At 70.8% G+C, this 25,258-nt stretch carries 22 protein-coding genes and 1 riboswitch; of the genes, 6 read left to right on the top strand and 16 right to left on the bottom strand.

Annotation, left to right across the window (positions count from 1 at the left end):
* Window positions 1–222: 222 nt before the first annotated feature.
* The gene (locus HEK131_RS07190) at window positions 223–2,031 is read left to right on the top strand and encodes an AMP-dependent synthetase/ligase (protein ID WP_217465371.1); all 1,809 of its coding nucleotides are present in this window, start codon (window positions 223–225) and stop codon (window positions 2,029–2,031) included.
* Between the two features lie 47 nt (window positions 2,032–2,078).
* On the opposite strand, the gene HEK131_RS07185 is transcribed toward HEK131_RS07190, so the two are convergent.
* Complete coding sequence (locus HEK131_RS07185) at window positions 2,079–3,221, bottom strand: glycosyltransferase family 4 protein (RefSeq protein ID WP_244334127.1); 1,143 nt, start codon at window positions 3,219–3,221, stop codon at window positions 2,079–2,081.
* A gap of 128 nt (window positions 3,222–3,349) precedes the next feature.
* Here HEK131_RS07185 and HEK131_RS07180 point away from each other — a divergent pair, with 128 nt between their 5' ends.
* A complete protein-coding gene (locus HEK131_RS07180; protein WP_244334126.1) occupies window positions 3,350–4,585 on the top strand; it encodes a glycosyltransferase family 87 protein in 1,236 nt (411 codons plus the stop codon).
* A 6-nt stretch (window positions 4,586–4,591) separates the two neighbouring features.
* On the opposite strand, the gene HEK131_RS07175 is transcribed toward HEK131_RS07180, so the two are convergent.
* From HEK131_RS07175 to HEK131_RS07155, 5 genes are all read right to left on the bottom strand, one after another.
* Window positions 4,592–5,779 (bottom strand): hypothetical protein, encoded by a 1,188-nt coding sequence (locus HEK131_RS07175; RefSeq protein WP_244334125.1) that lies wholly within the window; start codon window positions 5,777–5,779, stop codon window positions 4,592–4,594.
* A gap of 29 nt (window positions 5,780–5,808) precedes the next feature.
* Window positions 5,809–6,813: an NlpC/P60 family protein gene (locus tag HEK131_RS07170; protein WP_244334124.1), complete on the bottom strand. Its 1,005-nt coding sequence runs from the start codon at window positions 6,811–6,813 to the stop codon at window positions 5,809–5,811.
* Window positions 6,814–7,049: 236 nt separating this feature from the next.
* Window positions 7,050–8,090: a C40 family peptidase gene (locus HEK131_RS07165; RefSeq protein WP_217465367.1), complete on the bottom strand. Its 1,041-nt coding sequence runs from the start codon at window positions 8,088–8,090 to the stop codon at window positions 7,050–7,052.
* A gap of 210 nt (window positions 8,091–8,300) precedes the next feature.
* Window positions 8,301–9,644 (bottom strand): NYN domain-containing protein, encoded by a 1,344-nt coding sequence (locus tag HEK131_RS07160; protein WP_244334123.1) that lies wholly within the window; start codon window positions 9,642–9,644, stop codon window positions 8,301–8,303.
* 66 nt (window positions 9,645–9,710) lie between these two features.
* Window positions 9,711–9,950: a hypothetical protein gene (locus HEK131_RS07155; RefSeq protein WP_031179904.1), complete on the bottom strand. Its 240-nt coding sequence runs from the start codon at window positions 9,948–9,950 to the stop codon at window positions 9,711–9,713.
* 196 nt (window positions 9,951–10,146) lie between these two features.
* Between HEK131_RS07155 and HEK131_RS07150 the strand changes: the two genes are divergently transcribed.
* Both HEK131_RS07150 and HEK131_RS07145 read left to right on the top strand, forming a co-directional pair.
* Window positions 10,147–10,917, top strand: coding sequence for a rhomboid family intramembrane serine protease (locus tag HEK131_RS07150; RefSeq protein WP_244334122.1), 771 nt, complete (start codon window positions 10,147–10,149; stop codon window positions 10,915–10,917).
* Entirely contained in the window at window positions 10,914–11,195 is a 282-nt protein-coding gene (locus HEK131_RS07145) for an Lrp/AsnC family transcriptional regulator (protein WP_135785575.1), read from the top strand. Before HEK131_RS07150 ends, HEK131_RS07145 begins: the two co-directional genes overlap by 4 nt.
* Window positions 11,196–11,216: 21 nt before the next feature.
* Here the strand turns inward: HEK131_RS07145 and HEK131_RS07140 are convergent, their stop codons facing one another.
* The 6 genes from HEK131_RS07140 to ctaE form a co-directional block, all read right to left on the bottom strand.
* Window positions 11,217–12,572 (bottom strand): aminotransferase class V-fold PLP-dependent enzyme, encoded by a 1,356-nt coding sequence (locus HEK131_RS07140; protein WP_244334121.1) that lies wholly within the window; start codon window positions 12,570–12,572, stop codon window positions 11,217–11,219.
* Between the two features lie 182 nt (window positions 12,573–12,754).
* Window positions 12,755–12,871, bottom strand: a riboswitch (SAM riboswitch).
* Window positions 12,872–12,981: 110 nt separating this feature from the next.
* Window positions 12,982–14,046: an anthranilate phosphoribosyltransferase gene (trpD, locus tag HEK131_RS07135; RefSeq protein WP_217465363.1), complete on the bottom strand. Its 1,065-nt coding sequence runs from the start codon at window positions 14,044–14,046 to the stop codon at window positions 12,982–12,984.
* Between the two features lie 142 nt (window positions 14,047–14,188).
* Window positions 14,189–15,826, bottom strand: coding sequence for a cytochrome bc1 complex cytochrome b subunit (gene qcrB, locus HEK131_RS07130; protein WP_217465362.1), 1,638 nt, complete (start codon window positions 15,824–15,826; stop codon window positions 14,189–14,191).
* The gene (gene qcrA, locus HEK131_RS07125; protein WP_217465361.1) at window positions 15,823–16,881 is read right to left on the bottom strand and encodes a cytochrome bc1 complex Rieske iron-sulfur subunit; all 1,059 of its coding nucleotides are present in this window, start codon (window positions 16,879–16,881) and stop codon (window positions 15,823–15,825) included. The genes qcrB and qcrA overlap by 4 nt, the downstream gene beginning before the upstream one ends.
* Window positions 16,878–17,690: a cytochrome bc1 complex diheme cytochrome c subunit gene (qcrC, locus tag HEK131_RS07120; protein ID WP_217465360.1), complete on the bottom strand. Its 813-nt coding sequence runs from the start codon at window positions 17,688–17,690 to the stop codon at window positions 16,878–16,880. Before qcrC ends, qcrA begins: the two co-directional genes overlap by 4 nt.
* Window positions 17,691–17,752: 62 nt before the next feature.
* Complete coding sequence (ctaE, locus tag HEK131_RS07115) at window positions 17,753–18,373, bottom strand: aa3-type cytochrome oxidase subunit III (RefSeq protein WP_161147036.1); 621 nt, start codon at window positions 18,371–18,373, stop codon at window positions 17,753–17,755.
* Between the two features lie 145 nt (window positions 18,374–18,518).
* Between ctaE and HEK131_RS07110 the strand changes: the two genes are divergently transcribed.
* Window positions 18,519–18,920, top strand: coding sequence for a hypothetical protein (locus tag HEK131_RS07110; protein WP_161147037.1), 402 nt, complete (start codon window positions 18,519–18,521; stop codon window positions 18,918–18,920).
* A gap of 53 nt (window positions 18,921–18,973) precedes the next feature.
* Here the strand turns inward: HEK131_RS07110 and HEK131_RS07105 are convergent, their stop codons facing one another.
* From HEK131_RS07105 to ctaC, 4 genes are all read right to left on the bottom strand, one after another.
* Window positions 18,974–20,236, bottom strand: coding sequence for a L,D-transpeptidase (locus HEK131_RS07105; protein ID WP_244334120.1), 1,263 nt, complete (start codon window positions 20,234–20,236; stop codon window positions 18,974–18,976).
* Between the two features lie 132 nt (window positions 20,237–20,368).
* Entirely contained in the window at window positions 20,369–20,767 is a 399-nt protein-coding gene (locus HEK131_RS07100; RefSeq protein ID WP_161147039.1) for a cytochrome c oxidase subunit 4, read from the bottom strand.
* Window positions 20,764–22,497 (bottom strand): aa3-type cytochrome oxidase subunit I, encoded by a 1,734-nt coding sequence (gene ctaD, locus HEK131_RS07095; RefSeq protein ID WP_244334119.1) that lies wholly within the window; start codon window positions 22,495–22,497, stop codon window positions 20,764–20,766. The genes HEK131_RS07100 and ctaD overlap by 4 nt, the downstream gene beginning before the upstream one ends.
* Window positions 22,494–23,486, bottom strand: a complete 993-nt coding sequence (ctaC, locus tag HEK131_RS07090) for an aa3-type cytochrome oxidase subunit II (protein ID WP_374201491.1) — start codon at window positions 23,484–23,486, stop codon at window positions 22,494–22,496. The genes ctaD and ctaC overlap by 4 nt, the downstream gene beginning before the upstream one ends.
* A 300-nt stretch (window positions 23,487–23,786) precedes the next feature.
* Here ctaC and HEK131_RS07085 point away from each other — a divergent pair, with 300 nt between their 5' ends.
* The gene (locus tag HEK131_RS07085; RefSeq protein WP_244334118.1) at window positions 23,787–25,166 is read left to right on the top strand and encodes a cysteine desulfurase/sulfurtransferase TusA family protein; all 1,380 of its coding nucleotides are present in this window, start codon (window positions 23,787–23,789) and stop codon (window positions 25,164–25,166) included.
* The last annotated feature ends 92 nt before the right edge of the window (window positions 25,167–25,258 follow it).

Genomic DNA, 25,258 nt, shown 5'->3' with positions numbered 1-25,258 from the left:
ACTACTGTGCGCCAAAGCAGGTTATCCCGTGTGACGCAGCGAACATCTGGCACGGACCCCCTGTCCCAGAGGTCATACCGACGGGTAACGTCCGGGCAGTCCGGTCGTGCTTCGGAGAACACCCCCGGCAGGCGGGACCCCCCGAGCACCCGCCCGAGCCATGGACCGCACCGTCGCATCACACAGTGTCGTGGCGCCGGCGCCCTACGAGGAGCAGCAGTTTTGCGCGAGTTCAGCCTTCCGGCTTTGTACGAGGTCCCCGCCGACGGCAACCTGACGGACATCGTCCGCAGAAACGCCGCCCAGCACCCGGACGTCGCCGTCATCGCACGCAAGGTGGGCGGAGCCTGGCAGGACGTGACGGCACGGCAGTTCCTCGCCGAGGTGCTCACCGCCGCCAAGGGCCTCATCGCCGCCGGTGTGCAGCCGGGCGACCGGGTCGGCCTGATGTCCCGCACCCGCTACGAGTGGACGCTGCTGGACTTCGCCATCTGGAGCGCGGGCGCGGTCACCGTGCCGGTGTACGAGACGAGTTCGCCGGAGCAGGTCCGCTGGATCCTCTCCGACTCGGGCGCGACCGCCGCCTTCGTCGAGCTGGACGGCCACGCGGCCGCCGTGGACTCGGTGCGCGAGTCGCTGCCGGCGCTCAAGCACGTGTGGCAGATCGAGGCCGGGGGCCTCGAGGAGCTGACGCGGCTCGGCCAGGACGTGTCGGACGCGACCGTGGCGGAGCGCGGCTCCCTCGCCAAGGCGGACGACCCGGCGACCATCGTCTACACCAGCGGCACCACCGGCCGCCCCAAGGGCTGTGTGCTGACCCACCGCAGCTTCTTCGCGGAGTGCGGCAACATCGTGGAGCGGCTGCGCCCGCTGTTCCGCACCGGTGAGTGCTCGGTGCTGCTGTTCCTGCCGCTGGCGCACGTCTTCGGGCGGCTGGTGCAGGTCGCGCCCATGATGGCGCCGATCAAGCTGGGCTGCGTCCCGGACATCAAGAACCTCACCGACGAGCTGTCCGCCTTCCGGCCGACGCTGATCCTGGGCGTACCGCGCGTCTTCGAGAAGGTCTACAACACCGCGCGCGCCAAGGCCCAGGCCGACGGCAAGGGCGCGATCTTCGACAAGGCCGCGGACGTCGCCATCGCCTACAGCAAGGCGCTGGACACCCCGGCGGGCCCGTCGCTGAAGCTGAAGCTCAAGCACAGGGTCTTCGACAAGCTGGTCTACGGCAAGCTGCGCGCGGTGCTCGGCGGCCGGGGCGAGTACGCGATCTCGGGCGGCGCTCCGCTGGGCGAGCGGCTCGGCCACTTCTTCCGGGGCATCGGCTTCACGGTGCTGGAGGGCTACGGCCTGACCGAGTCCTGCGCGGCGACGGCGTTCAACCCGTGGGACCGGCAGAAGATCGGCACGGTCGGCCAGCCGCTGCCCGGCTCGGTCGTGCGGATAGCGGACGACGGCGAGGTGCTGCTGCACGGCGAGCACCTGTTCAAGGAGTACTGGAACAACCCGGACGCGACCGCCGAGGCGCTGGCCGACGGCTGGTTCCACACCGGGGACATCGGCACCCTGGACGAGGACGGCTACCTCCGGATCACCGGCCGCAAGAAGGAGATCATCGTCACGGCGGGCGGCAAGAACGTCGCCCCCGCGGTGATCGAGGACCGCATCCGGGCGCACGCGCTGGTCGCGGAGTGCATGGTGGTGGGCGACGGGCGGCCGTTCGTGGGCGCGCTGGTCACCATCGACGAGGAGTTCCTGGGCCGCTGGGCCGCCGAGCACGGCAAGCCCGCGGACGCGACGACGGCCTCGCTGCTCGCCGACCCGGACCTGAACGCGGCGGTCCAGACGGCCGTGGACGACGGCAACGCGGCGGTGTCGAAGGCGGAGTCGGTGCGCAAGTTCCGTATCCTGCCGACCCAGTTCACCGAGGAGTCGGGCCACCTCACGCCGTCGCTGAAGCTCAAGCGGAACGTGGTCGCCAAGGACTTCGCGGGCGAGATCGAGGCCATCTACGCGAAGCAGCCGGCCTCCTGACCCACCATCGAAGAGAGCGGCGCCGGGGATTCCCCGGCGCCGTTTCGTCAGAGCAGCACCTTCAGCCGTTCGGCGAGCAGGTCCCAGCGCCACTTCTCCTCGACCCAGCCACGGCCGCGCTCGCCCATCCGGCGGCGCAGTCCCTCGTCGGCCAGCAGGGCGGTGATCCGCTCGGCGGCCTCGGCGGGTTCGCCGCCCCGGACCACCCAGCCGGTCTCGCCGTCGAGGACGGCGTCCGGGGCGCCGCCGGAGTCACCGGCGACGACGGGCAGTCCGGTCGCGGACGCCTCCAGGTAGACGATGCCGAGCCCCTCCACGTCCAGACCGCCGCGCCGGGTGCGGCACGGCATGGCGAAGACGTCCCCGGCTCCGTAGTGCGCGGGCAGTTCGGCCCAGGGCACGGCGCCGGTGAAGCGTACGGAGTCCGCGACGCCGGTCTCGGCGGCCAGCCGGCGCAGGTCGCGCTCGTAGGGGCCGCCGCCGACGACGAGCAGCACCGCGTCCGGCTCGGCGGCCAGGATGTGCGGCATGGCCCTGATCAGGGTGTCCTGGCCCTTCCTCGGCACCAGCCGGGAGACGCACACCACGACCGGCCGCTCGGTGAGCCCGAGCCGGGCGCGCACCTCGTCCCCGCCGGAGCCGGGGTGGAAGGTCTTCTCGTCGACACCGGGCGGCAGTTGGACCATCCGCCCGGCCGCCTCCGGGGTGAGCGCGGACGCGATCCGGGACCGGGTGTACTCGCCGAGGTAGGTGAGCGTGTCGGTGGACTCGCCGATCCGGCGCAGCAACTGACGGGCGGCGGGCAACTGGGCCCAGCCCGCCTCGTGACCGTGGGTCGTGGCGACCAGCCGCTCGGCGCCGGCCTGGCGCAGCGCGGGCGCCATCAGGCCGAGCGGCGCCGCCGCCCCGAACCAGACGGAGGTGCAGCCGTGCTCGCGCAGCAGTCCCGCCGCCCGCCGGGTCGCCCCCGGAGTGGGCAGCAGCATCGTCGTACGGTCGCGTACGAGGGTGAAGGGCTGCTCGGCGTCGAAGGCGGCGGTCGCCTCGGCGCCCTCGCGGCCGCGCTTCCAGGTGGAGGCGTAGACCACGAGCCGGTCCGGGTCCAGGCGCAGCGCCATGTTGTGCAGGAACGCCTGGATGCCGCCGGGCCGGGGCGGAAAGTCGTTGGTCACGATCAGGGTCTTGTGCATCGCCGCCGACCCTACCGGGTGGGCCGCCGGGGCCCGGGTCCGGCGGAGTCTGTGGCAGGGGCACGGCCGTAAAGGACATCATGAGTCTTCCGACGCGCACGACACACGACCGAACGGCAGGGGATCACGTGGACACGAAGGGCGCCGGGCGGTTCCCGGCGTGGCTCGCGGCGGTGTGGGCGGTGACCCGCGCGGCACTGCTGCTGTCCGTGTTCAAGGTGTTCACCGTCACGGGCCCGGACGTCACCTCGGACGTGTCGGTGATCTACCGCGGCTGGTACGAGGTCCTGCGTCAAGGAACGTTTCCGCTGGACGACGTCACCTGGCAGTACCCGCCCGCGGCCGCGCTGGCGGTCCTCTCCCCCGGCCTGCTGCCGTTCCTGGACTACACGGACGCGTTCTTCGTCCTGGCCTGCGTCACCGACCTCGCGGTGCTCTGCCTGCTGCTGCGCTACGGCGGGCAGCCGGAGCGGTCGCGGCGCGGGGCCTGGCTGTGGACGGCGGCCGTCCCGCTGCTCGGGCCCACGGTGTACGCGCGCTACGACGTGATGGTGACCGCCGTGGCCGTGGCCGCGCTGCTGGTGGCCGCCCGGCATCCGCGCGCGTTCGGGGTGCTGACCGCGATCGGGGCGATGGTGAAGGTGTGGCCCGCGCTGCTGCTGGCGGGCTCCTTCCGGCGCCGTCCGTGGGCGTCGGCGGCGGTCACCGCCTCCGGGCTGGCCGCGCTGTTCGCGGTGTCGATGCCCGGCGCGTTCGCCTTCCTGACCTTCCAGCGGGACCGGGGCACCGAGGTGGAGTCGCTGGGGGCCCTGGTCTTCCATGTGGCCCGGCACTTCGGCTGGGAGGGCCAGGTGCTGCTGAACTACGGCTCGATCGAGTTCCTCGGCCCCTACGTCGGGGTGGTGAGCACGGCCGCGCTGGTGCTGACCGGGGCCGCGTTCGGCTGGCTGGTGCTGTGGCGGCTGCGGGTGGCCCGGACCGACGCGCTGACGCTCGCGGAGGCCGCGTTCACGGCGGTGCTGCTGTTCACGGTGACCAGCCGGGTGATAAGCCCGCAGTACCTGGTGTGGCTGATCGGGCTGGCGGCGGTGTGCCTGACCCACCGGGCGACCCGGATGACGGCCCCCGCGCTGATGGTCGCGGCGGCCTCCCTGGTGACGGTGCTGGAGTTCCCGCTCGGCTTCGTCCACGTGGTGACGAGCGACTGGTACGGCGTGACGCTGATGTTCGTGCGCAACGGCCTGCTGGTCGCCGCCTCCCTCGTCGCGGCCCGCCGCCTGTGGCGCTCCACCGTGTCCCCGGAGCGGGACGCGCCCGCCCCTGCCTCGGCGGAGCACGCGGACGGGAAGACCGTCTCGCCCTGAGGGCGCTCAGCCCAGTTGGTCCCGCGTGTAGGCCCGCCACCGGGCGGTGAACGCCTCCGGGGTGGTGTCCAGCACCTTCGCCAGCGCGCTCCCGACCGCGCCCGCCCGGGTGCGGTGGGCACCCACGGCCCGGTAGAAGGCGCGCAGCCGGTCCTCGCCCCACCGGTCGGCGATCATCCGGCAGGCCAGCCAGCCGGACTCGTAGGACCGGGCGAGCCCGGCCGGGTCGCCGGTGAAGCCGAAGTCCTTGTCGGCCGGGAGCGCGGCCGGGGTGCGCCCGTCCGCGACGGCGCGGGTGAGTTCGGGGGCGACCTCGGCGGGGGTGCGGGTGGTGCCGAGGTAGCCGGTCCAGTCGGCGTACCCCTCGGACAGCCAGAGCGGGGTGGCGGCGGTGGTCGCGGACCGGGTGGCGACATGGGCGGTCTCATGGGTGAGCACGACCTGTTTGCCCAGGTCACCGAGGATGGCGTACGCCTCCGGGTTGACCACCACCCGGTCCGCCGGGGCCTGGCCGGCGCCCGGTGTCTCGGCGGTGGTGACGGCGGCGATGCCCCGGTACTGGGCGGCGGGCGAGCCGAGCAGGGCGGCCATGCCGTCCAGCGAGCGGGGCACGAGGACGACGACCCGCCGCGCCCAGCGGGCGCCCCAGGCGCGGGAGACGGCCGGTACGGCGCGGTCGGCGAGCCGGGCGTAGCCGCGCAGCTCGGCGGCGCTCTGCCCGGTGCCCAGCACCAGGCTGTGGGCGCCGGTGACGGCGGTGACCGGGCCCTGGTCCCAGAGCTGCTCCCCGGCGCCGTGCGCGGCCCGCTCGGCGGTGACGTACCAGCCGCCGTCTGCGGTGCGGCTCAGGGTGAGGGTGCGGCGGGCGGTGACGGGTGCGGTGTCCTGCCCGGCGACCCGGTAGCGCAGTTCGGCGTCGGCGCTGGTGCCGTCCCGGCGCAGGGCGGTGACCCGGTAGGTCCAGGAGGCCAGCGGAAGCGCCCGGAGCCGGGCGTAGGGGGTGCGGGTGCCCGTGGTGCCGTACGCGGCTTCGTCGTGGCCGAGCAGGGCGGCCGCCCGCCGGTCGAGCACCCGCTGCACCTCGGCCCGCTCGGCCTGGTCCGGGGGCGGGTGGCCGCATCCGGCGAACGCCGACAGGAGCAGCAGGCACAGTCCCGCCGCCGCTGTCCGCCACGCGCTGTTCCGGCCGGCCACGCTCCGATCGTACGGGGTACGGGCACGGCTCAGGGCCGGGTCACCGCGGAGACCGGGAGCATCCCGACGGAGTCGTAGCGCACCGGGGCGCCGGGGTGGGGTGCGTGGATGACCTGGCCGTTGCCGACGTACATCGCGACATGGCTGGCGTCGGAGCGGTAGATCACCAGGTCGCCGGGGCGGGCCTGGGAGAGCGGGACGCGGTGTCCGGCTTCGCGCTGGGCCTGCGAGGTGCGCGGCAACTGGACGCCCGCCCTGGCGTACGACCACTGCATCAGCCCCGAGCAGTCGAAGCCGGAGGGTCCGTTGGCGCCCCACACATAGGGTCTGCCGAGCGCGGAGCGGGCGGCGGCGAGGGCGGCGGCGGCGCGGGAGCCGAGCGCCCCCGGGCCGGTGAGGTCGGGGCGGCCGGAGCGGGAGCCCCGGGTGTACTCGGCGCGGTCGGAGCCGGGCAGCGCGTCGAACAGCCGCCGGGCGCGGGCGAGTTTCTCCCGCACGCTCCGCTTGTGCGCGGCCACCGCCTCGCGGCTGCGCTCCAGGTCGCCGAGCGTGGCCACCGCCTCGGCGCGCTCCTGCGCGAGGTCGCGCAGCGCGCCCCGCAGTTCACGCAACTGCCCGGCCTGCCGGGCGCCGATCCGGTCGACGACGGACGCCTTGTCGAGGTAGTCGTCGGGGTCGGCGGAGAAGAGCAGGGCGACCGCCGGGTCGAGGCCGCCGGAGCGGTATTCGGCACCGGCGAGCGAACCGAGCTGGTCCCGCAGGGAGTTGACCCGCTGCTGGGTGCGGGCGATGTGGTCCTGGGCGTCGTGGACCTCGTGGCGCAGCTTGTCCGCGCGCTCGTCGGCCCGGTCGTAGTCCTCGGTGGCGCGCTCCGCCTGGGCGTAGAGCCGGTCCAGTTCGGCGCGGGCGCCGTCGCGGGGCGCCGCGTGCGCGGCGGGTACGGCGCCGAGGGCGGCGGCCGCGGCCGACAGCACGCACAGGGCGGCCGCGCCCCGGTCGCATCCGGGTGTTGCGGCACGGCGATGGGACGCCACGGCGGTCCTTACGCTGGACGACGGTTACCGTCCCCCGGCGCGCGGAGGGCCGGAGCCCTCGGTGCCGGGGAAACGCGCCAGACAGTAGCCGCAGGGACACCCACCGGCCAACGACCGCCGTGGGCACACACGGTGACGCCCCGACGCCGACGCAGGTCAGCGGCGGGGCGCCAGGGGTCGCGCGTTGCCGTGATTCGCCCGTTCGGGCGGGTGTGGCGGGTCGGCCGGGGGTGTCGTCAGACCCGGACGCCGAACATGAACGGACCGCCGATGGTGCTCATGGACTCGTAGCGGACGACCGTGCCGGTGCGCGGGGCGTGCAGGACCTGGCCGTTGCCCGCGTAGAGACCGACGTGGTGGATGTCGTTGAAGAAGAAGACGAGGTCGCCGACCTGGAGGTCGCTCGTGGAGTAGATCCGGGTGCCGATGTTGGCCTGGGACTCGGAGGTGCGCGGGATGGAGACACCGGCCTGGGCGTAGGCCCAGGAGGTCAGACCCGAGCAGTCGAAGGTGGCCGTGCCGGTGGCGCCGTAGGAGTACGGCTTGCCGATCTGGCTCTGCGCGGCGGAGAACGCGGCTCCGGCGCGGCCCGATGCGGGGACGGCGTTGCCGAGCTGGACGCGCTCGCTCGAGGAGCGGTCGGCGCGCTGCTGTTCGGCGGCCAGGGCCTGCTTCTCCTTGGCGGTCAGGGTGTTGAGCAGGCGCTGCGCGTCGCCCAGCTTGCCCTGGACCTCCTTCTTCTTCTTGCCCAGCTCGGTGCGGGTGGAGGCGAGGTCCTTGAGCTTCTCGGTGGCCTCGGCGCGGTCCTGGGCGAGTTCGCGCTGCTTGTCCTGGATCTTCTTCAGCGCCTCGACCTGCTGACCGCTCAACTGGTCGAGCGTGGACGCCTTGTCGAGGTAGTCGTCCGGGTCGGCGGAGAGGAAGAGCTGCACCGAGGGGTCGATGCCGCCGCTGCGGTACTGGGCGGTGGCCATCGAACCGAGGCCGTCGCGCAGGTTGTTCAGGTCCTGCTGGCCGCGGGCGACGTTGTCCTGGATGGTGGAGATCTCCTTCTGGAGCTTCTCCTGCTTCTCCTTGGCGCCGTTGTACTTCTCGGTGGCCTGCTCGGCCTGCTCGTAGAGCTTGTCGACCTGCGCCTTGACCTCGGTCTTTCCGGGCTTCTCGCTCGGGGCTGCGTTGGCCGCGTTCGCGCTCAGCGCGACGGCGGCGGCGGCCGCGGTGGTCAGCACGGTGACACGCGTGCGGCTCGGCTGCTTGGGTCGACGATGGGACGCCACTGAGGACGAACTCCTTCTTGTGAGTGATCACCCGCTCGGAGGTTCGAACCGACCCTAGTGACCCAGTTGTGATCAGTTCAAATCCTCACAGCAAAAAATCCAGTCTCCCGCTGCATTCTTTGCACTCAACTCACACCAAGTGACGTCCGATTGACCGTACGTCGTCCACAGACGCCACCAATACGGGCATCCGACACGTCCGTTGGGCGTTCAGGACAGGCGCTTGAGAAGTACCGCAGAGGCCACGGGACGGGCACCGGCGCGCGCGACGCCGTCCGCGACCTCGCGGTCGGTGGAGGCCACGATGACCGGACGGCCGGGCGGTTCGGCGCGCACGAGCTGGCGGATCAGCTCGTCGGCGGTCACCCCCGGCTTGGAGAACAGCACCCGCACGCCGCGCGGCGGCGCGAGCAGTACCGGCGCGGCCAGCTCGGCGCCGTCGAAGACACAGGTGACCTCGGCACCGGTCTGCGCGGCGAGCGCGGAGAGCTGGCCGAGCAGTCTGAGCCGCTGCTTCTCCAGCGGCATCTGCGGATAGCCGGTCTTGGTGACGTTGTAGCCGTCGACCACCAGATGCGCCTGCGGCAGCGCCAGCAACTGGTCCAGGATCGCCGGGTCGTGCTCGGACAGGGCGCGGGCGGCGATGTCCTTGGGGCTCATCCGGCCCGGCTCGACCGCGTCCACGGTCTCGGCCGGACGCACCGACACCGGCGGCAGCGCCAGTTCCCGGCGCAGCCCCTGGGCCGCCTCCAGCACGGTGTCGAGCAGCAGCCGCACCCGCATGTCCTCCACGCTGCGGCCCTCGCGGACCGCGCGGCGGGTCGCCTCGAGGGCGGCCTCCGACTCACCGAGCCGGCCCTTGAGCCGGCGGGACTCGCTCTCGGCGGCCGAGAGGGCCGCCTGCCCCTCGGCCCGCACGGACTCGGTCTCGGCGCGCTCCTTGCGCAGCGCGGCCTCACCGCGCTTGACGTCGCTCAGGGCCGAGCGCAGCTTGCGGTGCAGCGAGTCGGTCTCCTTCTTCGCCGCGTCCAGCTCGGCGCGCAGCCGGGCGGTCTCGGCGCGGGTGTGCTCGCGGGCCTCGGCCAGCGCCTCGCGGAGCTTCTCCAGCTCGGCCCGGCTCTCCTCGTCGGCGCGCTCGGCGTCCGCGCGCTGGGCCTCCTCGCCGGCCGCGGCGACCAGCTTGGCCCAGCCGGGCGGGCGCAGCACATAGGCGGCGGCCGCAACGTCCAGGGGGTCGGCGGCCGGGGGCGGGGAGCCGGCTTCCAGCGCCCCGCACAGCTCCGGCTGGGTCTCCTTGTAGCGCTCGCCGATCCGCTGCCGGAAGAGTTGTTCCGTCTCCAGCGCGGCGGCCATCGCGTTCCCGGCGAACTTGGCCCGCCGGTTCGGGGCGAACCGGGCGTACTGCCGCAACTGCGCCGGCAGTTCGGACATGGTCAGGGCACCGAAGGCGTCCGAGACGATTCCCACGACCCGGCGGCGCACGCCGTCGGGCAGCGGACGGTCAAGCACCTCGGCGGTGCCGTCCTCCGGCCCCCCGCCCGCGGTCTCCACCATCCGTCACACCCCAATGCCTGACATGCCTCAACCCGCCTGCTTCCGTCCCGCGCGGACCGCTCCGCCCTAGGAGGCGGCGCCCGGCCTGTCCACGAGTTCCACCTGGTCCACCGCGTTGCACCAGCGGCAGCGGACCGACTCGATGGTCTCACTGACCACCTCGCGTTCCTCGACGGTCGGTTCCCCGGCCAGGTCGAGGTGGACGTACTCCACGGCCTTGGAGGAGCGGGTCACGTCGAACCGGGTGAGGTTGCCGCAGAGGGTGCAGCGCCAGCGTGTCGTGGCGGTCGGCGGAGGAACCGTCATCGCGCAGCTCGCTTCCTTCTCGTCGCTTCTCTGGTCGTCACCCCGGCCGTGCCCTCGGGCCGTCCCGGGTGGTCGCGCGCCGGGTCCCGGCGCGTGTGGCCGTAACCCTACGGCCTGCCGGGTGTTCACCGCCCGCCTGCCCGAAGCGGCGAGGCGGTCTGTACCAGTGCGTCCGGTTACGTCATGCTCTGTATTCATGATCAGAGAGTGGAGCACGACCGCCGCCCGGACCGTCAGAGCGGTCCGGGGTGCCCCGGCGCCGCTGACGTACGGCCTCATCGCCCTGTGCTGCCTGATCTTCCTGCTGGGCCCGGCCTCCGGGTTCACCCGCGCGTACGGCACCGGGGAGGCGCTGCTCGCGGCGCAGCGGGCGTACTTCCGGCACTGGGGGGTGATCCCGGCCGGACTCTTCGCGGAGCCGGTGCGCGAGGCGCTCACCCCGGTGACCGCGCTCTTCGTGCACGGCAGTTGGGTGCATCTGCTCGGCAACATGCTCTTCCTCTTCGTCTTCGGCGTGCTCACCGAGGAACGGATGGGCCGCGTCGAGTTCACCCTGTTCTACGTCGGCTGCGGCTACCTCGCCCTGCTCGGGTACGCGCTCGCCAACGCGGACTCCGAGCAGTCCCTCGTCGGTGCCTCGGGGGCGATCTCGGCGGTCCTCGGAGCGTTCCTCCACCTCTTCCCGCGGGCCCGTGTCACCAGTCTCCTCCCGTTCCTCTTCTTCCTCCCGTTGCGCTTCCCGGCCTGGGTGGTGCTGCCCTTCTGGGCCGGACTCCAGTGGTACGCGGCGGGCCGCGCCCCCGAGGGCCCCGGCGTCGCCTACCTCGCCCATGTGATCGGCTTCTGCATGGGCTTCGGCTACGCCTGGCTGCGGTACGGGAGGAAGCAGCGCGCGAAGGACGGGCCGGGCGAGGCTAGAGTTGGGCCCGCCCCGGCTCCGGCGTCCAAGGGAGAGAACCAGCCGTGATCACCGCGATCGTCCTGATCAAGACCAGCGTGGACCGGATTCCGGAGATCGCCGAGCAGATCGCCGCGCTGGAGAGCGTCAGCGAGGTCTTCTCCGTCACCGGCACCTACGACCTGATCGCCATGGTGCGCGTGGCCCGCCACGAGGACCTCGCCGAGGTCATCCCCGGCCGCATCAGCAAGATCCCCGGCGTGGAGGGCACGGACACCCACGTCGCCTTCCGCACCTACTCCCAGCACGACCTCGAAGCGGCCTTCGCCATCGGTCTGGACAGCTAGCTCCGGACGAGCCGGCGGGCCTCAGCTCTCCGGGACGCAGCGGCCGTTCTCCGTGCGGTAGGTCCACCTCGCACCCTGGGTGACCAGTTCGCGTACCGCCGTCACGAAGCGGGTCACGTCCTCCTCGGGGGTACCCGCCCCGAAGCTGACGCGGATGGCGTTCAGCGTCCCGGTGCCGCAGCCGGTCCGCGCGGCGGGGGCGGTGCCCAGAAGTGCGTGGACCAGGGGGTGCGCGCAGAAGAGGCCGTCGCGGACGCCGATGCCGTACTCGGCGGAGAGGGCGGCGGCCAGGTGGGAGCTGTCCCAGCCGTCGACGACGAAGGAGAGCACGCCCACGCGCGGGGCCTCCTCGCCGAAGAGGGTCAGGACCCGCACCTCGGGCACCTCGGCGAGACCTGCGCGGAGCAGGCCGAGCAGGTGCCGCTCGCGGGCGGCGAGGGCCTCGGGGCCGGCCTCGGTGAGCGCCCGGCAGGCCGAGGCGACGGCGTAGGCGCCGATGACGTTGGGCGACCCCGCCTCGTGCCGGGCGGCGCCCTCGTGCCACTCCACCTCCAGCCCGCCGTCCGCGCGCCGGGCCACCGTGCGGCTGGCGCCGCCGCCCGCGAGGTACGGCTCGGCCGCGGAGAGCCAGTCGGCCCGCCCGGCCAGCACCCCGGAGCCGAAGGGCGCGTACAGCTTGTGCCCGGAGAACGCGATCCAGTCGACGTCCAGCTCCCGCACGCTCACCACCTGGTGCGGCACCAGTTGGGCGGCGTCCAGGACGATCCGCGCACCGTGGGCACGCGCGGCCGCCGCCAGCTCGCGCACCGGCCACAGCTCGCCGGTGACGTTGGAGGCGCCGGTGACGCAGACCAGCGCGGGGCGGGCGGTGTCGCGGGCGGCGAGGGCCCGCTGAAGCGTGCGCACGGCCGCGCCGGGACTGCGCGGGGCGTCGAGGAAGGTTACGTCGGCCTCGCGCCAGGGCAGCAGCGCGGCATGGTGCTCGGTCTCGAAGACGAACACCTCGCACCCGGCGGGCAGCGCGCGGGCCAGCAGGTTCAGCGAGTCCGTGGTGGACCGGGTGAAGATCACCTGGTCGTCGTCCCGGCAGTCGAGGAACTCCGCGACCGTGCGGCGGGCGTTCTCGAAGAGCTCGGTGGAGAGCTGCGAGAGGTGCCCGGCACCCCGGTGCACGCTGCCGTAGTACGGGGCGTAGGCGGCGATGTCGTCCCAGACCCGCTGGAGGGCCGGGGCGCTGGCGGCGTAGTCGAGCGCGGCGTAGCCCACCTCGCCCCCGGTGACGAGCGGCACGGTGACGTCCCGGCCGAGCACGGGCAGCGGGGCGGGCAGGGCCTGGGTGGCGGTGGGGGCAGGGGCGCAGGCGGTGCTGACGGACATGGCTGAACTCCCGTGAGGCAGGCCGGAGTCACCGCGCGGGCAAGGGCATGCGGGCGCGGCGCCGGAGGACGCGGAGAAGAGAGGAAAGGGGTGTGCGGAGGCGGGGCTCGGCGGCCCTAGCGCATTCGCTTGCTCACGGAAGAAAGCTCCCTCGTACGACCAGGACCCCTGGCTCTTCGAGGGGTCCGCGCTTGCCGTGGACCTCGTGGACCACGGCCTGGTCCTCACCCGGAGCACCCCGCCACGGACGGAGGGTTGCCGGACAGCCGGCCGGGGCCGCATGGCTGTCGCTCATGACCTGAGAGGGAAGCTAGCCGGGCTGATCGTCCGGCGCAACCGGCGTCCGGATGCCGGAACGCCGAAGCGGCGGGGAGCCACCGCTCCCCGCCGCTTCGGAAGAACCGGACCGCTACCGGTTGCTCGAAGCCACCCACCGCTCCAGCGTGCGCGCGGCCGCCCCGGAGTCGATGGACTCGGCGGCCCTGGCCATGCCCGCCCGCAACTGCTCGGCCAGCGGCTCACCCGTCGGGTCCAGCGCCACCAGCGCGGCCGCCGAGTTCAGCAGCACCGCGTCCCGCACCGGCCCCGTCTCACCCTCCAGCACCCGCCGGGCCACCATCGCGTTGTACGCCGGGTCTCCCCCGCGCAGCGCCTCCACCGGCACCAGCTCGATGCCGACGTCACGCGGGTCGAAGACCTCCTCGGTGACCTTGCCGTCGCGCACGATCCACACCCGCGAGGGCGAGGTCGTGGTCAGCTCGTCCAGACCGTCCTCGCCCCGGAAGACCAGCGAGGAGTTGCCGCGCTCGGCGAAGACGCCCGCCACGATCGGCGCCATGGCGAGGTTCGCCACGCCCACCGCCTGGGACCGCACCCGCGCCGGGTTGGTCAGCGGACCGATGACGTTGAAGACCGTACGGATGCCCAACTGGCCTCGGGCGGCGCCGACATGACGCAGTGCCGGGTGGAACTTGACCGCGAAGCAGAAGGTGATCCCCGCCTCCTCCGCGACCTCGGCGACCCGCTTCGGCGTCAGCTCCAGATTGACGCCGAGCCGCTCCAGCACGTCCGAGGAGCCGGAGGCGGAGGACGCGGCCCGGTTGCCGTGCTTGATGACCTTCGCCCCGGTGCCGGCGACCACGATGGAGGACATCGTGGAGATGTTCACCGTCTTCGCGCCGTCGCCGCCGGTGCCGACGATGTCCACGGTCCGGCCGGGCACCTCGATCACGTTGGCGTGGTCGTACATCGCCCGGACGATCCCGGTGATCTCCTCGACCGTCTCGCCCTTGGCCCTCAGGGCCACCAGGAAGCCCGCGATCTGGGCGTCCGTCGCCTCGCCGCGCATGATCCGGTCCATCGCCCAGGCGGTGGCGTCGGCGCTCTGGTCCCGGCCCTCCAGCAGGGCGTTCAGTACCTCGGGCCAGGAACGGCCCGCCGCGGTGTCGCCTCCAGCGGGGGTCACAGCTCTCATCAGCCGCTCCTGGGTGTGTGAGGAAGTAAGGTCCTGCGGGCACGCGGGGTGCCCGGTCCCACCTTATCCAGCCTGAACAGGGCGAAGGGCCCCGCCGGTGTTCCGGACGGGGCCCTTCGGCCGTGGCGTGGCGACGCGGGGATCAGTGGTGGCCGTGGCCGCTCGTGATCTCCTTGTACTCGTCGACGGTCGGCTTCTCGATCTGGTTGTCCTTGCCGTAGTAGGCGTTGGACAGCTTGACCCGCAGCCGCTCCGTGGGCTTCACCTTCCGCTCGACCCCGTTCTCGTCGACCGTGGCGCCGATCTGAGCGGGCTCGTACTGGTGGTGCGCCGTGAGGGTGTGGAGCTGCTCCTGGCTGAGCGGCTCGTGGACCTCGATGAACTCACCGTGCGGCAGGCGCTTGATGATGCCGGTCTCGCGGCCGTGCAGCACCTTCTCCTTGTCCCGGCGCTGGAGGCCGAGGCAGATCCGCTTGGTGACGATGAACGCGATCACCGGTCCGGCGAAGAAGAAGATCCGGACGAACCAGGTGACCTGGTTGATCGACAGGTGGAAGTGGGTGGCCCACAGGTCGTTGCCACCGCCGACCAGACCGATCATGTACACCGTGACCCAGGCGACGCCGAACGCGGTACGCGTCGGGGCGTTGCGCGGGCGGTCCAGGATGTGGTGCTCGCTCTTGTCGCCGGTGACCCAGGACTCGATGAACGGGTAGACGGCGATGGCCATCAGCACCACGCCGAACAGCACCAGCGGGATGAACACGCCCAGGACCAGCGTGTGGCCCCAGAAGTTGATCTCCCAGCCCGGCATGTAGCGGACCAGACCCTCGGCGAAGCCCATGTACCAGTCGGGCTGGGCGCCGGTGGAGACCTGGTCGGGCCGGTACGGACCCATGGCCCAGATCGGGTTGATCTGCGCGATGGCCGCGATGGCCGCGATGACACCGAAGACCAGGAAGAAGAAGCCTCCGGCCTTGGCCATGTACACCGGCAGCAGCGGCATGCCGACGACGTTGGTCTCCTTCTTCCCCGGACCCGCGAACTGCGTGTGCTTGTGGTAGAAGACCAGGATCAGGTGCGCCACCATCAGACCGAGCATGATGCCCGGCAGCAGCAGGATGTGGATCGAGTAGAACCGGGCCACGAAGTCGTGGCCGGGGAACTCGCCGCCGAAGAGGAAGAACGAGATGTACGTGCCGACGATCGGCATGGACAGGATCGCGCCCTCGGTGAAGCGCACACCGGTGCCGGAGAGCAGGTCGTCCGGGAGCGAGTAGCCGGTGAAACCGGTGAACATGCCGAGGACGAACAGCAGGAAGCCGAACAGCCAGTTGACCTCACGCGGCTTGCGGAACGCACCCGTGAAGAACACGCGCATCATGTGCACGAACATGCCCGCGAGGAAGATCAGCGCGGCCCAGTGGTGGATCTGCCGGATCAGCAGACCACCTCGCACATCGAAGGAGATGTGCAGGGTCGAGTTGAACGCCTCCGACATGAGCTGTCCCTGGAGCGGGACGTAACTGCCGTGGTACTCCACCTCGTTCATCGACGGGTGGAAGAACAGCGTCAGGTACACACCGGTCAGGATGATGATGAGGAAGCTGTACATGCAGACTTCGCCCAGCATGAACGACCAGTGGTCGGGGAAGACCTTGCGCATGTTGGCCTTGGCCAGGGAGTAGATCCCCAGCCGGCCGTCGGCCCAGTCGGCGACGCGCTCGCCGGCCGGGGCCTTCCCGCGAGAGCGGGACGGTTCGTTCGCTGCAGTACTCATCCGCGCTCCCAGAATGCAGGACCGACGGGCTCCGCGAAGTCGCCGAGCGCCTCGAGGTAGCCCTCGTCGTTCACACCGATGCGGAGCTGCGGCAGGGCGTGACCGGCGGGGCCGAAGATCACTCGGGCACCGTCGGAGAGGTCGAAGGTGGACTGGTGGCACGGGCACAGCACGTGGTGCGTCTGCTGCTCGTACAGGGAGATCGGGCAACCCACGTGGGTGCAGATCTTCGAGAACGCGACGATGCCCTCGTGGGACCAGGCCAGTTCCTGCTTGTCCTTGATGTCGTTCGGCTGGAGCCGGACGATCATCAGGGCCGCCTTGGCGATCTGGTCCTGGAAGTCCTCGTCCGTCTCCTCCAGGCCCTCGGGCTTGGCGAAGGTCAGCGAGCCGACGGCCACGTCCTCGGGACGCAGCGGCTCGTTGGTGTTGACGTTGACGAGGAGCTTGCCCTTCGCCCACAGCGTGTGGCGGAGCGAGTTGTGCGGCAGCGGACCGAGGTCGCGCAGCAGCATGACGCCGGAGAGCGGCACCAGCGCGAGCGCGCCGAACATGGTGTTGCGGATCAGCTTGCGACGGCCGATGCCCGACTCGACGGCTCCCTGGCGGAAGTCGTCGAAGACCTGGGCGCGGACCGTCGGCTCCGCCGCGATCGGGTGGCGCTCGGCCACCATCTCGACGTCGGACATCAGGGTGCGCGCCCAGTGGACGGCGCCCGCGCCGATGCAGAACAGCGCCGTACCGAGGGTCAGGCCCAGCGCGAAGTTGAGCGCGCTGAGGTGACCGATCGGGAAGACGAAGATCGACTTGTCGTGCGGGATCGTCACGTACGACACGATGAAGCCGAGGGTGGCCAGCATCGAGATCGTGAACAGCAGGGCGACCGCGCGCTCGGACCGCTTGGCGGCCCGCTCGTCGATGTCCTGGGCACGGTGCTCGTGCGGCGGCAGACCCGGATCGGCGAACGGGGTCTCCTCGTCCGCGACGCTCACGGAGCCGTGCGGGTGGTCCTGCGCGGCGGGCAGGTTCTCTTCTGGAATGTCTTGGCTACTCATGACTTCTTGGCCTTTGCGGTCCGAGCGGCGACCCAGATGGCGACCGCGATCAGCGCGCCCAGGCCGAAGATCCAGGCGAACAGACCCTCACTGACCGGGCCGAGTCCGCCCAGCTCAAGGCCGCCGGGGTTCTCGGTCTCGCTGCTGTTGACCGCGTTCAGGTACGCGATGATGTCCTTCTTGTTCTTCTCCGACATCGTGGTGTCGGGGAAGGACGGCATGTTCTGCGGGCCGGTCTGCATGGCCTCGTAGATGTGCTTGGGCGCGACGCCCTCGAGGGTCGGGGCGTACTTGCCCTTGGTGAGGGCACCACCCTTGCCGGTGAAGTTGTGGCACTGCGCGCAGTTGGTGCGGAACAGCTCGCCACCCTTGGCGATGTCCGCGCCGTCCTTGGAGTACTGCTCCTTCGTCGGCACACTCGGGCCGGCGCCCAGCGACGCGACGTACGCGGCGAGCTGGTCGATCTGGGCCTGGGTGTAGATGGGCTTCTTGCTCGGGATCTGCGCCATCTGCGAGGAGGACGCGGGCATACGGCCGGTGCCGACCTGGAAGTCGACCGAGGCGGCGCCGACGCCGACCAGGCTGGGGCCGTCGGAGGAGCCCTGGCCACCGGTGCCGTGGCAGCTTGCGCAGCCGACCTCGTAGAGCTTCTTGCCCTCCTTGATGGTCAGGGACTGGGAGGTTTCATCGGCCTGTGCCTTGCCCGCGGGCGCGAACACGGCATACAGCCCCCCAGTGGCCGCCAGCGCGAGGAGTAGGACGACGACCGCCGCCAGCGGATGGCGTCGTCGTGCGGAGAGCTTTTTCACGGATTACCCCGGTGTCAGGATCTTCTGCGTCGGTGCTGCTGGATGTGCGGGACGAATCCCCGCTACTTGATCAGGTAGATCGTGGCGAAGAGGCCGATCCAGACCACATCGACGAAGTGCCAGTAGTAGGACACGACGATGGCGGCGGTCGCCTGCTCGTGAGTGAACCTCTTCGCCGCGTAGGTGCGGCCGAGGACCAGCAGGAAGGCGATGAGTCCGCCCGTCACGTGCAGGCCGTGGAAGCCGGTGGTCAGGTAGAACACGGAACCGTAGACGTCGGAGGACAGCGAGATGCCGTCCTTCTTCACCAGTTCCGTGTACTCGAAGATCTGTCCGCCGATGAAGATCGCACCCATGATGAAGGTGACGATGAACCATCCGCGGAGCTTCTTCACGTCCCCGCGCTCGGCAGCGAAAACGCCGAGCTGGCAGGTCAGGGAGGAGAGCACCAGGATCGTGGTGTTCGTCGCGGAGAAGGGCACGTTGAGGGCGTGCGCCATCTCCTTCCAGTGATCCAGTCCGGTCACCGATCGAGCGGTGAAGTACATCGCGAAGAGGGCCGCGAAGAACATCAGCTCGGAACTCAGCCAAATGATGGTTCCGACGCTGGTGAGGTTCGGCCGGTTGACCGAGGGGTGCGCGTGCCCGGTATCTACTGTCGTTGCTGTCGCCACGACCGACATTATGTCGGTCGCTTATCTCGCCCTCACTCCGGGGGTGCCGTTCGGAGTGTCTTCGCCTGTCGTACCGGTGTTGACGTGCTGTCCGGGGGAGTAACATCCGGCCCGGACAGGCCCGTCCGTACGACGCCGACGTCTCGGAGGAAGCATGCAGCCGACCGCCACCGTGCTGGTGTACAGCGACGACTCCAACACCCGCGAACAGGTACGGCTCGCCACCGGCCGACGGCCCGCTCCGGACGTGCCGCTGGTGGAGTTCGTGGAGTGCGCCACGCCCGAGGCCGTGGTGCGCGAGGTGGACCGGGGCGGCATCGACGTCTGCGTGCTGGACGGCGAGGCGGTGCCCATGGGCGGCATGGGGGTGTGCCGCCAGCTCAAGGACGAAGTCTTCGACTGCCCGCCGGTGTTGCTGCTGATGGGCCGTCCTCAGGACGCCTGGCTGGCGACCTGGAGCCGGGCCGACGCGGCGGTGACGCTGCCGGTCGACCCGATGGAGTTCGCGGAGGCCCTGGCCTCCCTGCTGCGCCGCAAGCGCCTCCAGAGCGCCTAGGACGGCCCGCTGCGGGGGTGCGGGGACCCGTCCGGCTCCCGCACCCCGGCGCATCACGCGGCGGCGGGCCGCAGGCGTACGGAGTCCCTGGGCGCCGAGCTGTCCTGAGGGGTGCCGGACAGGGCGCTTCCGGCGCTCCACTTCTGCCAGTCCAGGTTCCAGTCGCCGAAGCCGTTGCCGAAGTCCTCCATCGCGTGGCCGCCGGAGTTCACGACCTTGACGACGTCCCCGGCGCGGACGTGGTCGTAGAACCACTCCGCGTTCCCGGTGCTCATGCCGGTGCAGCCGTGGCTGACGTTGGCGTAGCCCTGTGAGCCGACCGACCAGGGCGCGGCGTGCACGTACTCACCCGACCAGGTGACACGGGTGGCGTAGTAGACCGGCAGGTCGTAGGAGTCGGCGCTGCCCTCGGCGATGCCGACGGTGGTACCGCGCATCCGTACGAAGTACTCCTTCTCCAGGACCACCTTGACGCCGTTGCGGGTCTCGAAGCCGGGCTTGCCGGTGGTGACCGGGATGGTGTTGATCGCCTCACCGTTCTTGTAGAACGTGAGCTGGTGCGTGGCGGCGTCCGTGATGGCCTCCACGCGGTCACCGGTGGTGATCTTCAGATCCTTGCTCTTCCCGCCCCAGAGCGTGTCGGTGATCTTGATCCCGTCCAGGTTGCTGTGCACCTGGATCGTGGCGTGGGCCGGCCAGTACTCCTTGGGGCGGTAATGGAGTTCCTTGTCACTGACCCAGTACCAGGCGCCCTGCGCGGCCGGGACGGATTCGACGCGCAGTCCGCTCTCCACCACGGCCCGCTGGGCCTTGTCCTTGACCGGCTGGTCGAGGGTGGCGGTGATGGGCTGCCCGACGCCGTACTCCCCCGCCTGGGGCCCGAAGGCGACGCCCAGGCTCTTCTTGCCGGTCGTCTTGGTGGTGTCGAAGGTGAGGACCTTGCGCCCGGGGGAGCCGTCCTCGCCCTCGGTGCTCACGCGGACCGTGTAATGGGCGTTGGAGGCCAGCGGGGAGGTGCTGTGCCAGCGTCCGCCGTCGGCGGCGAGTTCGCCCGCCACATAGCGACCTGTGGAGTCCATGGCGGTGACGTCGGTGATCCGGCCCTCGCCGCTCTTGAGAGTGACTTCCAGGGGCTTGTCCGGGTCGGCCCGCTTCGCCGTGTCGGTGGGCGCGTTGAAGACGATCTGGTCGGCTGCGTCGTACGGATCGGCCGACAGGGCGTTGCCGTCCGAGCCGCAGCCGGTGACGCCCGCGCCGAGGGCGGCCACCAGCAAGGCGCAGCAGACGACAGTGCGGGTCCGCGCAGTGTGGTTCATATGATCACGCTATGAGACGAAGAGATCACTGGCACGGCGCGTAACCCGTATGAGGGACGGACACTGCGGCAAAGGGAGGAGCCCGGACCCTCCTGATGGAGTGTCCGGGCTCCCGCCGTTTCCCGCGCTGTGTTACTGGGTGCGGTTCTCACCGCGGTAGTACTCGAACACCCAGCCGAACAGGCCGACCATGATGAGGGGTGCCGAGAAGTACAGCAGCCACCAGCCGACCGCGATGCCCAGGAAGGCCAGGGCGCCGCCGACGGCCAGGGACAGCGGCTGCCAGCTGTGCGGGCTGAAGAAGCCCAGCTCGCCCGCGCCGTCCGCGACATCGGCCTGCTTGTCGTCCTGCGCGCCCGCGTCGACCCGCCGGGCGGTGAAGCCCAGGTAGAAGCCGATCATGATGCACAGGCCGAAGGCCAGGAAGAGCGCCGTGGTGCCGGCCGGCTCCTTCGACCACACGCCGTACACGACGGCCATGATCAGGACGAAGATGCTCAGCCAGAAGAACATCCGACCCTGGATCTTCACTTGCCGGCCTCCTTGCTGCCCTGGATGGAGGCGCCGTGACCGGCGTGCTCAAGCTGCTCGAGGGCTGCGATCTCGGGGTGGTGCAGGTCGAACGCCGGCGATTCGCTGCGAATCCGCGGCAGGGTGAGGAAGTTGTGCCGCGGCGGCGGGCAGGAGGTCGCCCACTCCAGCGAGCGGCCGTAGCCCCACGGGTCGTCGACCTCGACCGGCTTGCCGTACTTGGCCGTCTTCCAGACGTTGTAGAGGAACGGCAGGATCGACAGGCCGAGCAGGAACGAGGCGATCGTCGAGACCGTGTTCAGCGCGGTGAAGCCGTCGGCCGCCAGGTAGTCGGCGTACCGGCGCGGCATGCCCTCGGCGCCCAGCCAGTGCTGGACCAGGAAGGTGCCGTGGAAGCCGATGAACAGCGTCCAGAAGGTGATCTTGCCCAGACGCTCGTCCAGCATCTTGCCGGTGAACTTCGGCCACCAGAAGTGGAAGCCGGCGAACATCGCGAAGACGACCGTACCGAACACCACGTAGTGGAAGTGCGCCACCACGAAGTACGAGTCCGAGACGTGGAAGTCCATCGGCGGCGAGGCCAGGATGACACCGGTCAGACCACCGAAGACGAAGGTGATCAGGAAGCCGGTCGTCCAGAGCATCGGTGTCTCGAAGGACAGCGAGCCCTTCCACATCGTGCCGATCCAGTTGAAGAACTTCACACCGGTCGGGACCGCGATGAGGAACGTCATGAAGGAGAAGAACGGCAGCAGTACACCGCCGGTGACGTACATGTGGTGCGCCCACACGGTCACGGACAGACCGGCGATGCCGATGGTGGCCGCGATCAGACCCATGTAACCGAACATCGGCTTGCGCGAGAACACCGGGATGATCTCGGAGATGATGCCGAAGAACGGTAGCGCGATGATGTACACCTCTGGATGGCCGAAGAACCAGAAGAGGTGTTGCCATAGCAAGGCCCCGCCATTGGCGGCGTCGAAGATATGGGCCCCGAACTTGCGGTCCGCCTCCAGGGCGAACAGCGCGGCGGCCAGCACCGGGAAGGCCAGCAGGACCAGCACACCGGTCAGCAGCACGTTCCACACGAAGATCGGCATGCGGAACATCGTCATGCCGGGCGCGCGCATGCAGATGATCGTGGTGATGAAGTTGACCGAGCCGAGGATCGTGCCGAAGCCGGAGAAGGCCAGACCCATGATCCACATGTCGGCGCCGGCACCCGGCGAGCGGACCGCGTCCGACAGCGGGGAGTAGGCGAACCAGCCGAAGTCGGCAGCGCCCTGCGGGGTGAGGAAGCCACCCACGGCGATGGTCGAGCCGAACAGGTAGAGCCAGTAGGCGAACATGTTCAGCCGGGGGAACGCCACGTCGGGCGCGCCGATCTGGAGCGGCATGATCCAGTTGGCGAAGCCCGCGAAGAGCGGGGTGGCGAACATCAGCAGCATCACGGTGCCGTGCATCGTGAACGCCTGGTTGAACTGCTCGTTGGAGATGATCTGCATGCCCGGACGCGCCAGCTCGGCACGCATGAGCAGCGCCATCACGCCACCGATGAGGAAGAACGCGAACGACGTGACGAGGTAGAGCGTGCCGATCGTCTTGTGGTCAGTGGTCGTCAGCCACTTGATCACGACGTTGCCGGGCTGCTTGCGCCTGATCAACAACTCGTTGTCGTTCGAGTCTTCGGCCGCGCCGGCACCCTGGGGTTCATTGAGGATGCTCACAGGTTGTTCGTCTCCCGGTTCTTCTCGTGGCTCGTCTGCGCGATGCCGGCGGGAATGTAACCGGTCTGCCCCTTCTTGGCGAGGTCCTTGAGGTGCTGCTCGTAACGCTCGGGGGAGACGACCTTCACGTTGAACAGCATCCGGGAGTGGTCGACGCCGCAGAGCTCAGCGCACTTGCCCTTGAAGGTGCCCTCCTGGTTGGGAGTCACCTGGAAGGCGTTGGTGTGGCCCGGGACGACGTCCTGCTTCATCAGGAAGGGCACGACCCAGAAGTCGTGGATGACGTCGCGCGAGGTCAGCACGAAGCGGACCGTCTTGCCCTTGGGCAGCCACAGCGTCGGACCCGGGTTGCCGGTCTGCGGGTTCCGCGTGCCAGGCGTGCCGACGTCGTAGACGCCGCCGGCCTTGGCCGGGAACTGCTTGAGGAACCGGTCCGGGATGGAGGCCAGGTTCGGATCGGTCTTGGCGTCGCCGGTGGAACCGGGCACGCTCTCGATGTAGTTGAAGCCCCAGCTCCACTGGAAGCCGACCACGTTGACCGTGACGTCCGGCTTCTTCTCCAGGCTGAGGAGCTTCGACTCGTCCCGCGCGGTGAAGTAGAAGAGCACCGAGACGATGATGATCGGAACCACCGTGTACAGCGCCTCGATGGGCATGTTGTACCGCGTCTGCGGCGGAACCTCGACCTTGGTGCGGCTGCGCCGGTGGAACATGGCGCTCCACAGGATCAGGCCCCACACCAGCACGCCGGTAGCGAGCGCGGCGGCCCACGATCCCTGCCACAGGGAGAGGATGCGGGGAGCCTCTTCCGTGGTCGGGGTGGGCATACCGAGGCGGGGGAAGTCCTTGTATGTGCAACCGGTCGCGGTCGCGAGGACCAGGCCCGCGGTCAGTGCCTGCAGCAGCTTCCGCCGCATCGGGCGCCGCGGCTTGGGGGTACCGCCCACGCCTTTCGGGCGAAGGGGGAGGTCGGAGCCGTTGGGACTCACGTAGCGCCTTCCCGAGAGTCTCGCCCGCGCGGTCGGCTGCGGCCTTCTCGCTGGTCGGTCGCCGCCCTGCGTCGGGCAGGGGTTTGGATGTTTATGCGGACCAAACCCTAGCCGACGGTCTCCGGCGGTTCGCGGGGAGGGGGGCATACGCGTCGTCGGGTCGTTCTGGGGGGTGTTGGCGCGGAGCCAATCGCCGTTCTTGTTCCGGTTTGGAGGTTTGTGCGGCGCCGTCGTGGCGGATCGCGCGGTTCCCGGCGCCCCTGGGGCGGGACCGGCGCGCCGGAGTTCTACCGTTGCCGTGTGTCCTACTTCGATGTCGCCTCCGGTGCTCCGCTCCATCCCGTCGCCCGACAGGCGTTGTTGGCCTCCCTGGACGAGGGGTGGGCCGATCCTGGGCGGCTCCACCGGGAGGGGCGGCGGGCCCGGATGCTGCTGGACGCGGCTCGGGAGGCCGCGGCCGAGGCGGTGGGGTGCCGGGCCGACGAGGTGGTGTTCACCTCGTCCGGGACGCGGGCCGTCCACGACGGGATCGCGGGGGCGCTGGCCGGGCGGCGGCGCGTGGGACGTCACCTGATCGTGTCAGCGGTCGAACATTCCTCGGTCCTCCATTCGGCGGAAGCGTTCGAGGACGAGGGCGGTTCCGTGACCCGAGTGGGCGTCAGCCGCGCCGGAGCGGTGGACCCGTCGGGGTACGCGGACGCGCTGCGGGCGGACACCGCGCTGGCGTGTCTGCAGTCGGCCAACCACGAGGTCGGTACCGTGCAGCCGGTGGCCGAGGTGGCCGCGGCGTGCCGGGCGGCCGGGGTGCCGCTGCTGGTGGACGCGGCCCAGTCGCTCGGGTGGGGACCGGTGCCTGAGGGCTGGTCGCTGCTGACGGCGAGCGCGCACAAGTGGGGCGGCCCGTCGGGCGTGGGCCTGCTGGTGGTGCGCAAGGGGACGCGGTTCGCGGCCCGGGGCGCGGGCGAGGAACGGGGGTCGGGACGCCCCGCCGGGTTCGGGAACATCCCGGCGATCGTGGCGTCCGTGGCCGCGCTGCGCGCGGTGCGGGCCGAGGCGGACGCTGAGGCGGTACGGCTGCGGGCGCTGACCGAGCGGATCAGGGTGCGGGTGCCGCGGTCGGTGCCGGACGTGGAGGTGGTGGGCGATCCGGAGCGGCGACTGCCGGGGATCGTCACCTTCTCCTGTCTCTACGTCGACGGCGAGGTGCTGCTGCACGAGCTGGACCGGGCGGGCTTCTCCGTCTCCTCCGGCTCCTCCTGCACGAGCGGCACGCTGACGCCGAGCCATGTGCTCAAGGCGATGGGGGTGCTGAGCGAGGGCAACGTCCGCGTGTCGCTGCCGTCGGGCGTGGCGGAGGAGGAGGTCGAGCGGTTCCTGGAGGTACTGCCCGGCGCGGTGACGGGGGTGCGGGCGCAGCTCGGGGCGCCGACACCGCAGGTCGAGACACGGGCGGAGGAGTTGGTGGTCGACTCCCTCGGCAAGCGGTGCCCGATCCCGGTGATCGAGCTGGCCAAGGTCATCGGCCAGGTCCCGGTGGGCGGCACGGTGCGGGTGCTCTCCGACGACGAGGCGGCCCGGCTGGACATCCCGGCGTGGTGCGAGATGCGGGGCCAGGAGTACGTGGGCGAGGAGCCGGCGGAGCGGGGAGCGGCGTACATCGTCCGCAGGGTGAGCCAGTAGGAAGCGCGGGGGTGACCGGCTCAGGGGCACGGGGAACCGCGCGGCCACCCCCACGGGTCCGCGGCGAACCGCGGGCCCGTCGAGGCGAGGAC

Source organism: Streptomyces seoulensis (genome assembly GCF_022846655.1).
Lineage (GTDB): Bacteria > Actinomycetota > Actinomycetes > Streptomycetales > Streptomycetaceae > Streptomyces.
This window is presented reverse-complemented; position numbering and strand designations above follow the sequence as displayed.

Excerpts from the sequence above, each read along its gene's own strand:
- HEK131_RS07185 (WP_244334127.1), bottom strand. The coding sequence starts at position 3,221 with ATGCACAAGACCCTGATCGTGACCAACGACTTTCCGCCCCGGCCCGGC.
- HEK131_RS07160 (WP_244334123.1), bottom strand. The coding sequence starts at position 9,644 with ATGGTGGAGACCGCGGGCGGGGGGCCGGAGGACGGCACCGCCGAGGTG.
- HEK131_RS07155 (WP_031179904.1), bottom strand. The coding sequence starts at position 9,950 with ATGACGGTTCCTCCGCCGACCGCCACGACACGCTGGCGCTGCACCCTC.
- HEK131_RS07150 (WP_244334122.1), top strand. The coding sequence starts at position 10,147 with ATGATCAGAGAGTGGAGCACGACCGCCGCCCGGACCGTCAGAGCGGTC.
- HEK131_RS07140 (WP_244334121.1), bottom strand. The coding sequence starts at position 12,572 with ATGTCCGTCAGCACCGCCTGCGCCCCTGCCCCCACCGCCACCCAGGCC.
- trpD (WP_217465363.1), bottom strand. The coding sequence starts at position 14,046 with ATGAGAGCTGTGACCCCCGCTGGAGGCGACACCGCGGCGGGCCGTTCC.
- qcrB (WP_217465362.1), bottom strand. The coding sequence starts at position 15,826 with ATGAGTACTGCAGCGAACGAACCGTCCCGCTCTCGCGGGAAGGCCCCG.
- qcrA (WP_217465361.1), bottom strand. The coding sequence starts at position 16,881 with ATGAGTAGCCAAGACATTCCAGAAGAGAACCTGCCCGCCGCGCAGGAC.
- ctaE (WP_161147036.1), bottom strand. The coding sequence starts at position 18,373 with ATGTCGGTCGTGGCGACAGCAACGACAGTAGATACCGGGCACGCGCAC.
- HEK131_RS07110 (WP_161147037.1), top strand. The coding sequence starts at position 18,519 with ATGCAGCCGACCGCCACCGTGCTGGTGTACAGCGACGACTCCAACACC.
- HEK131_RS07105 (WP_244334120.1), bottom strand. The coding sequence starts at position 20,236 with ATGAACCACACTGCGCGGACCCGCACTGTCGTCTGCTGCGCCTTGCTG.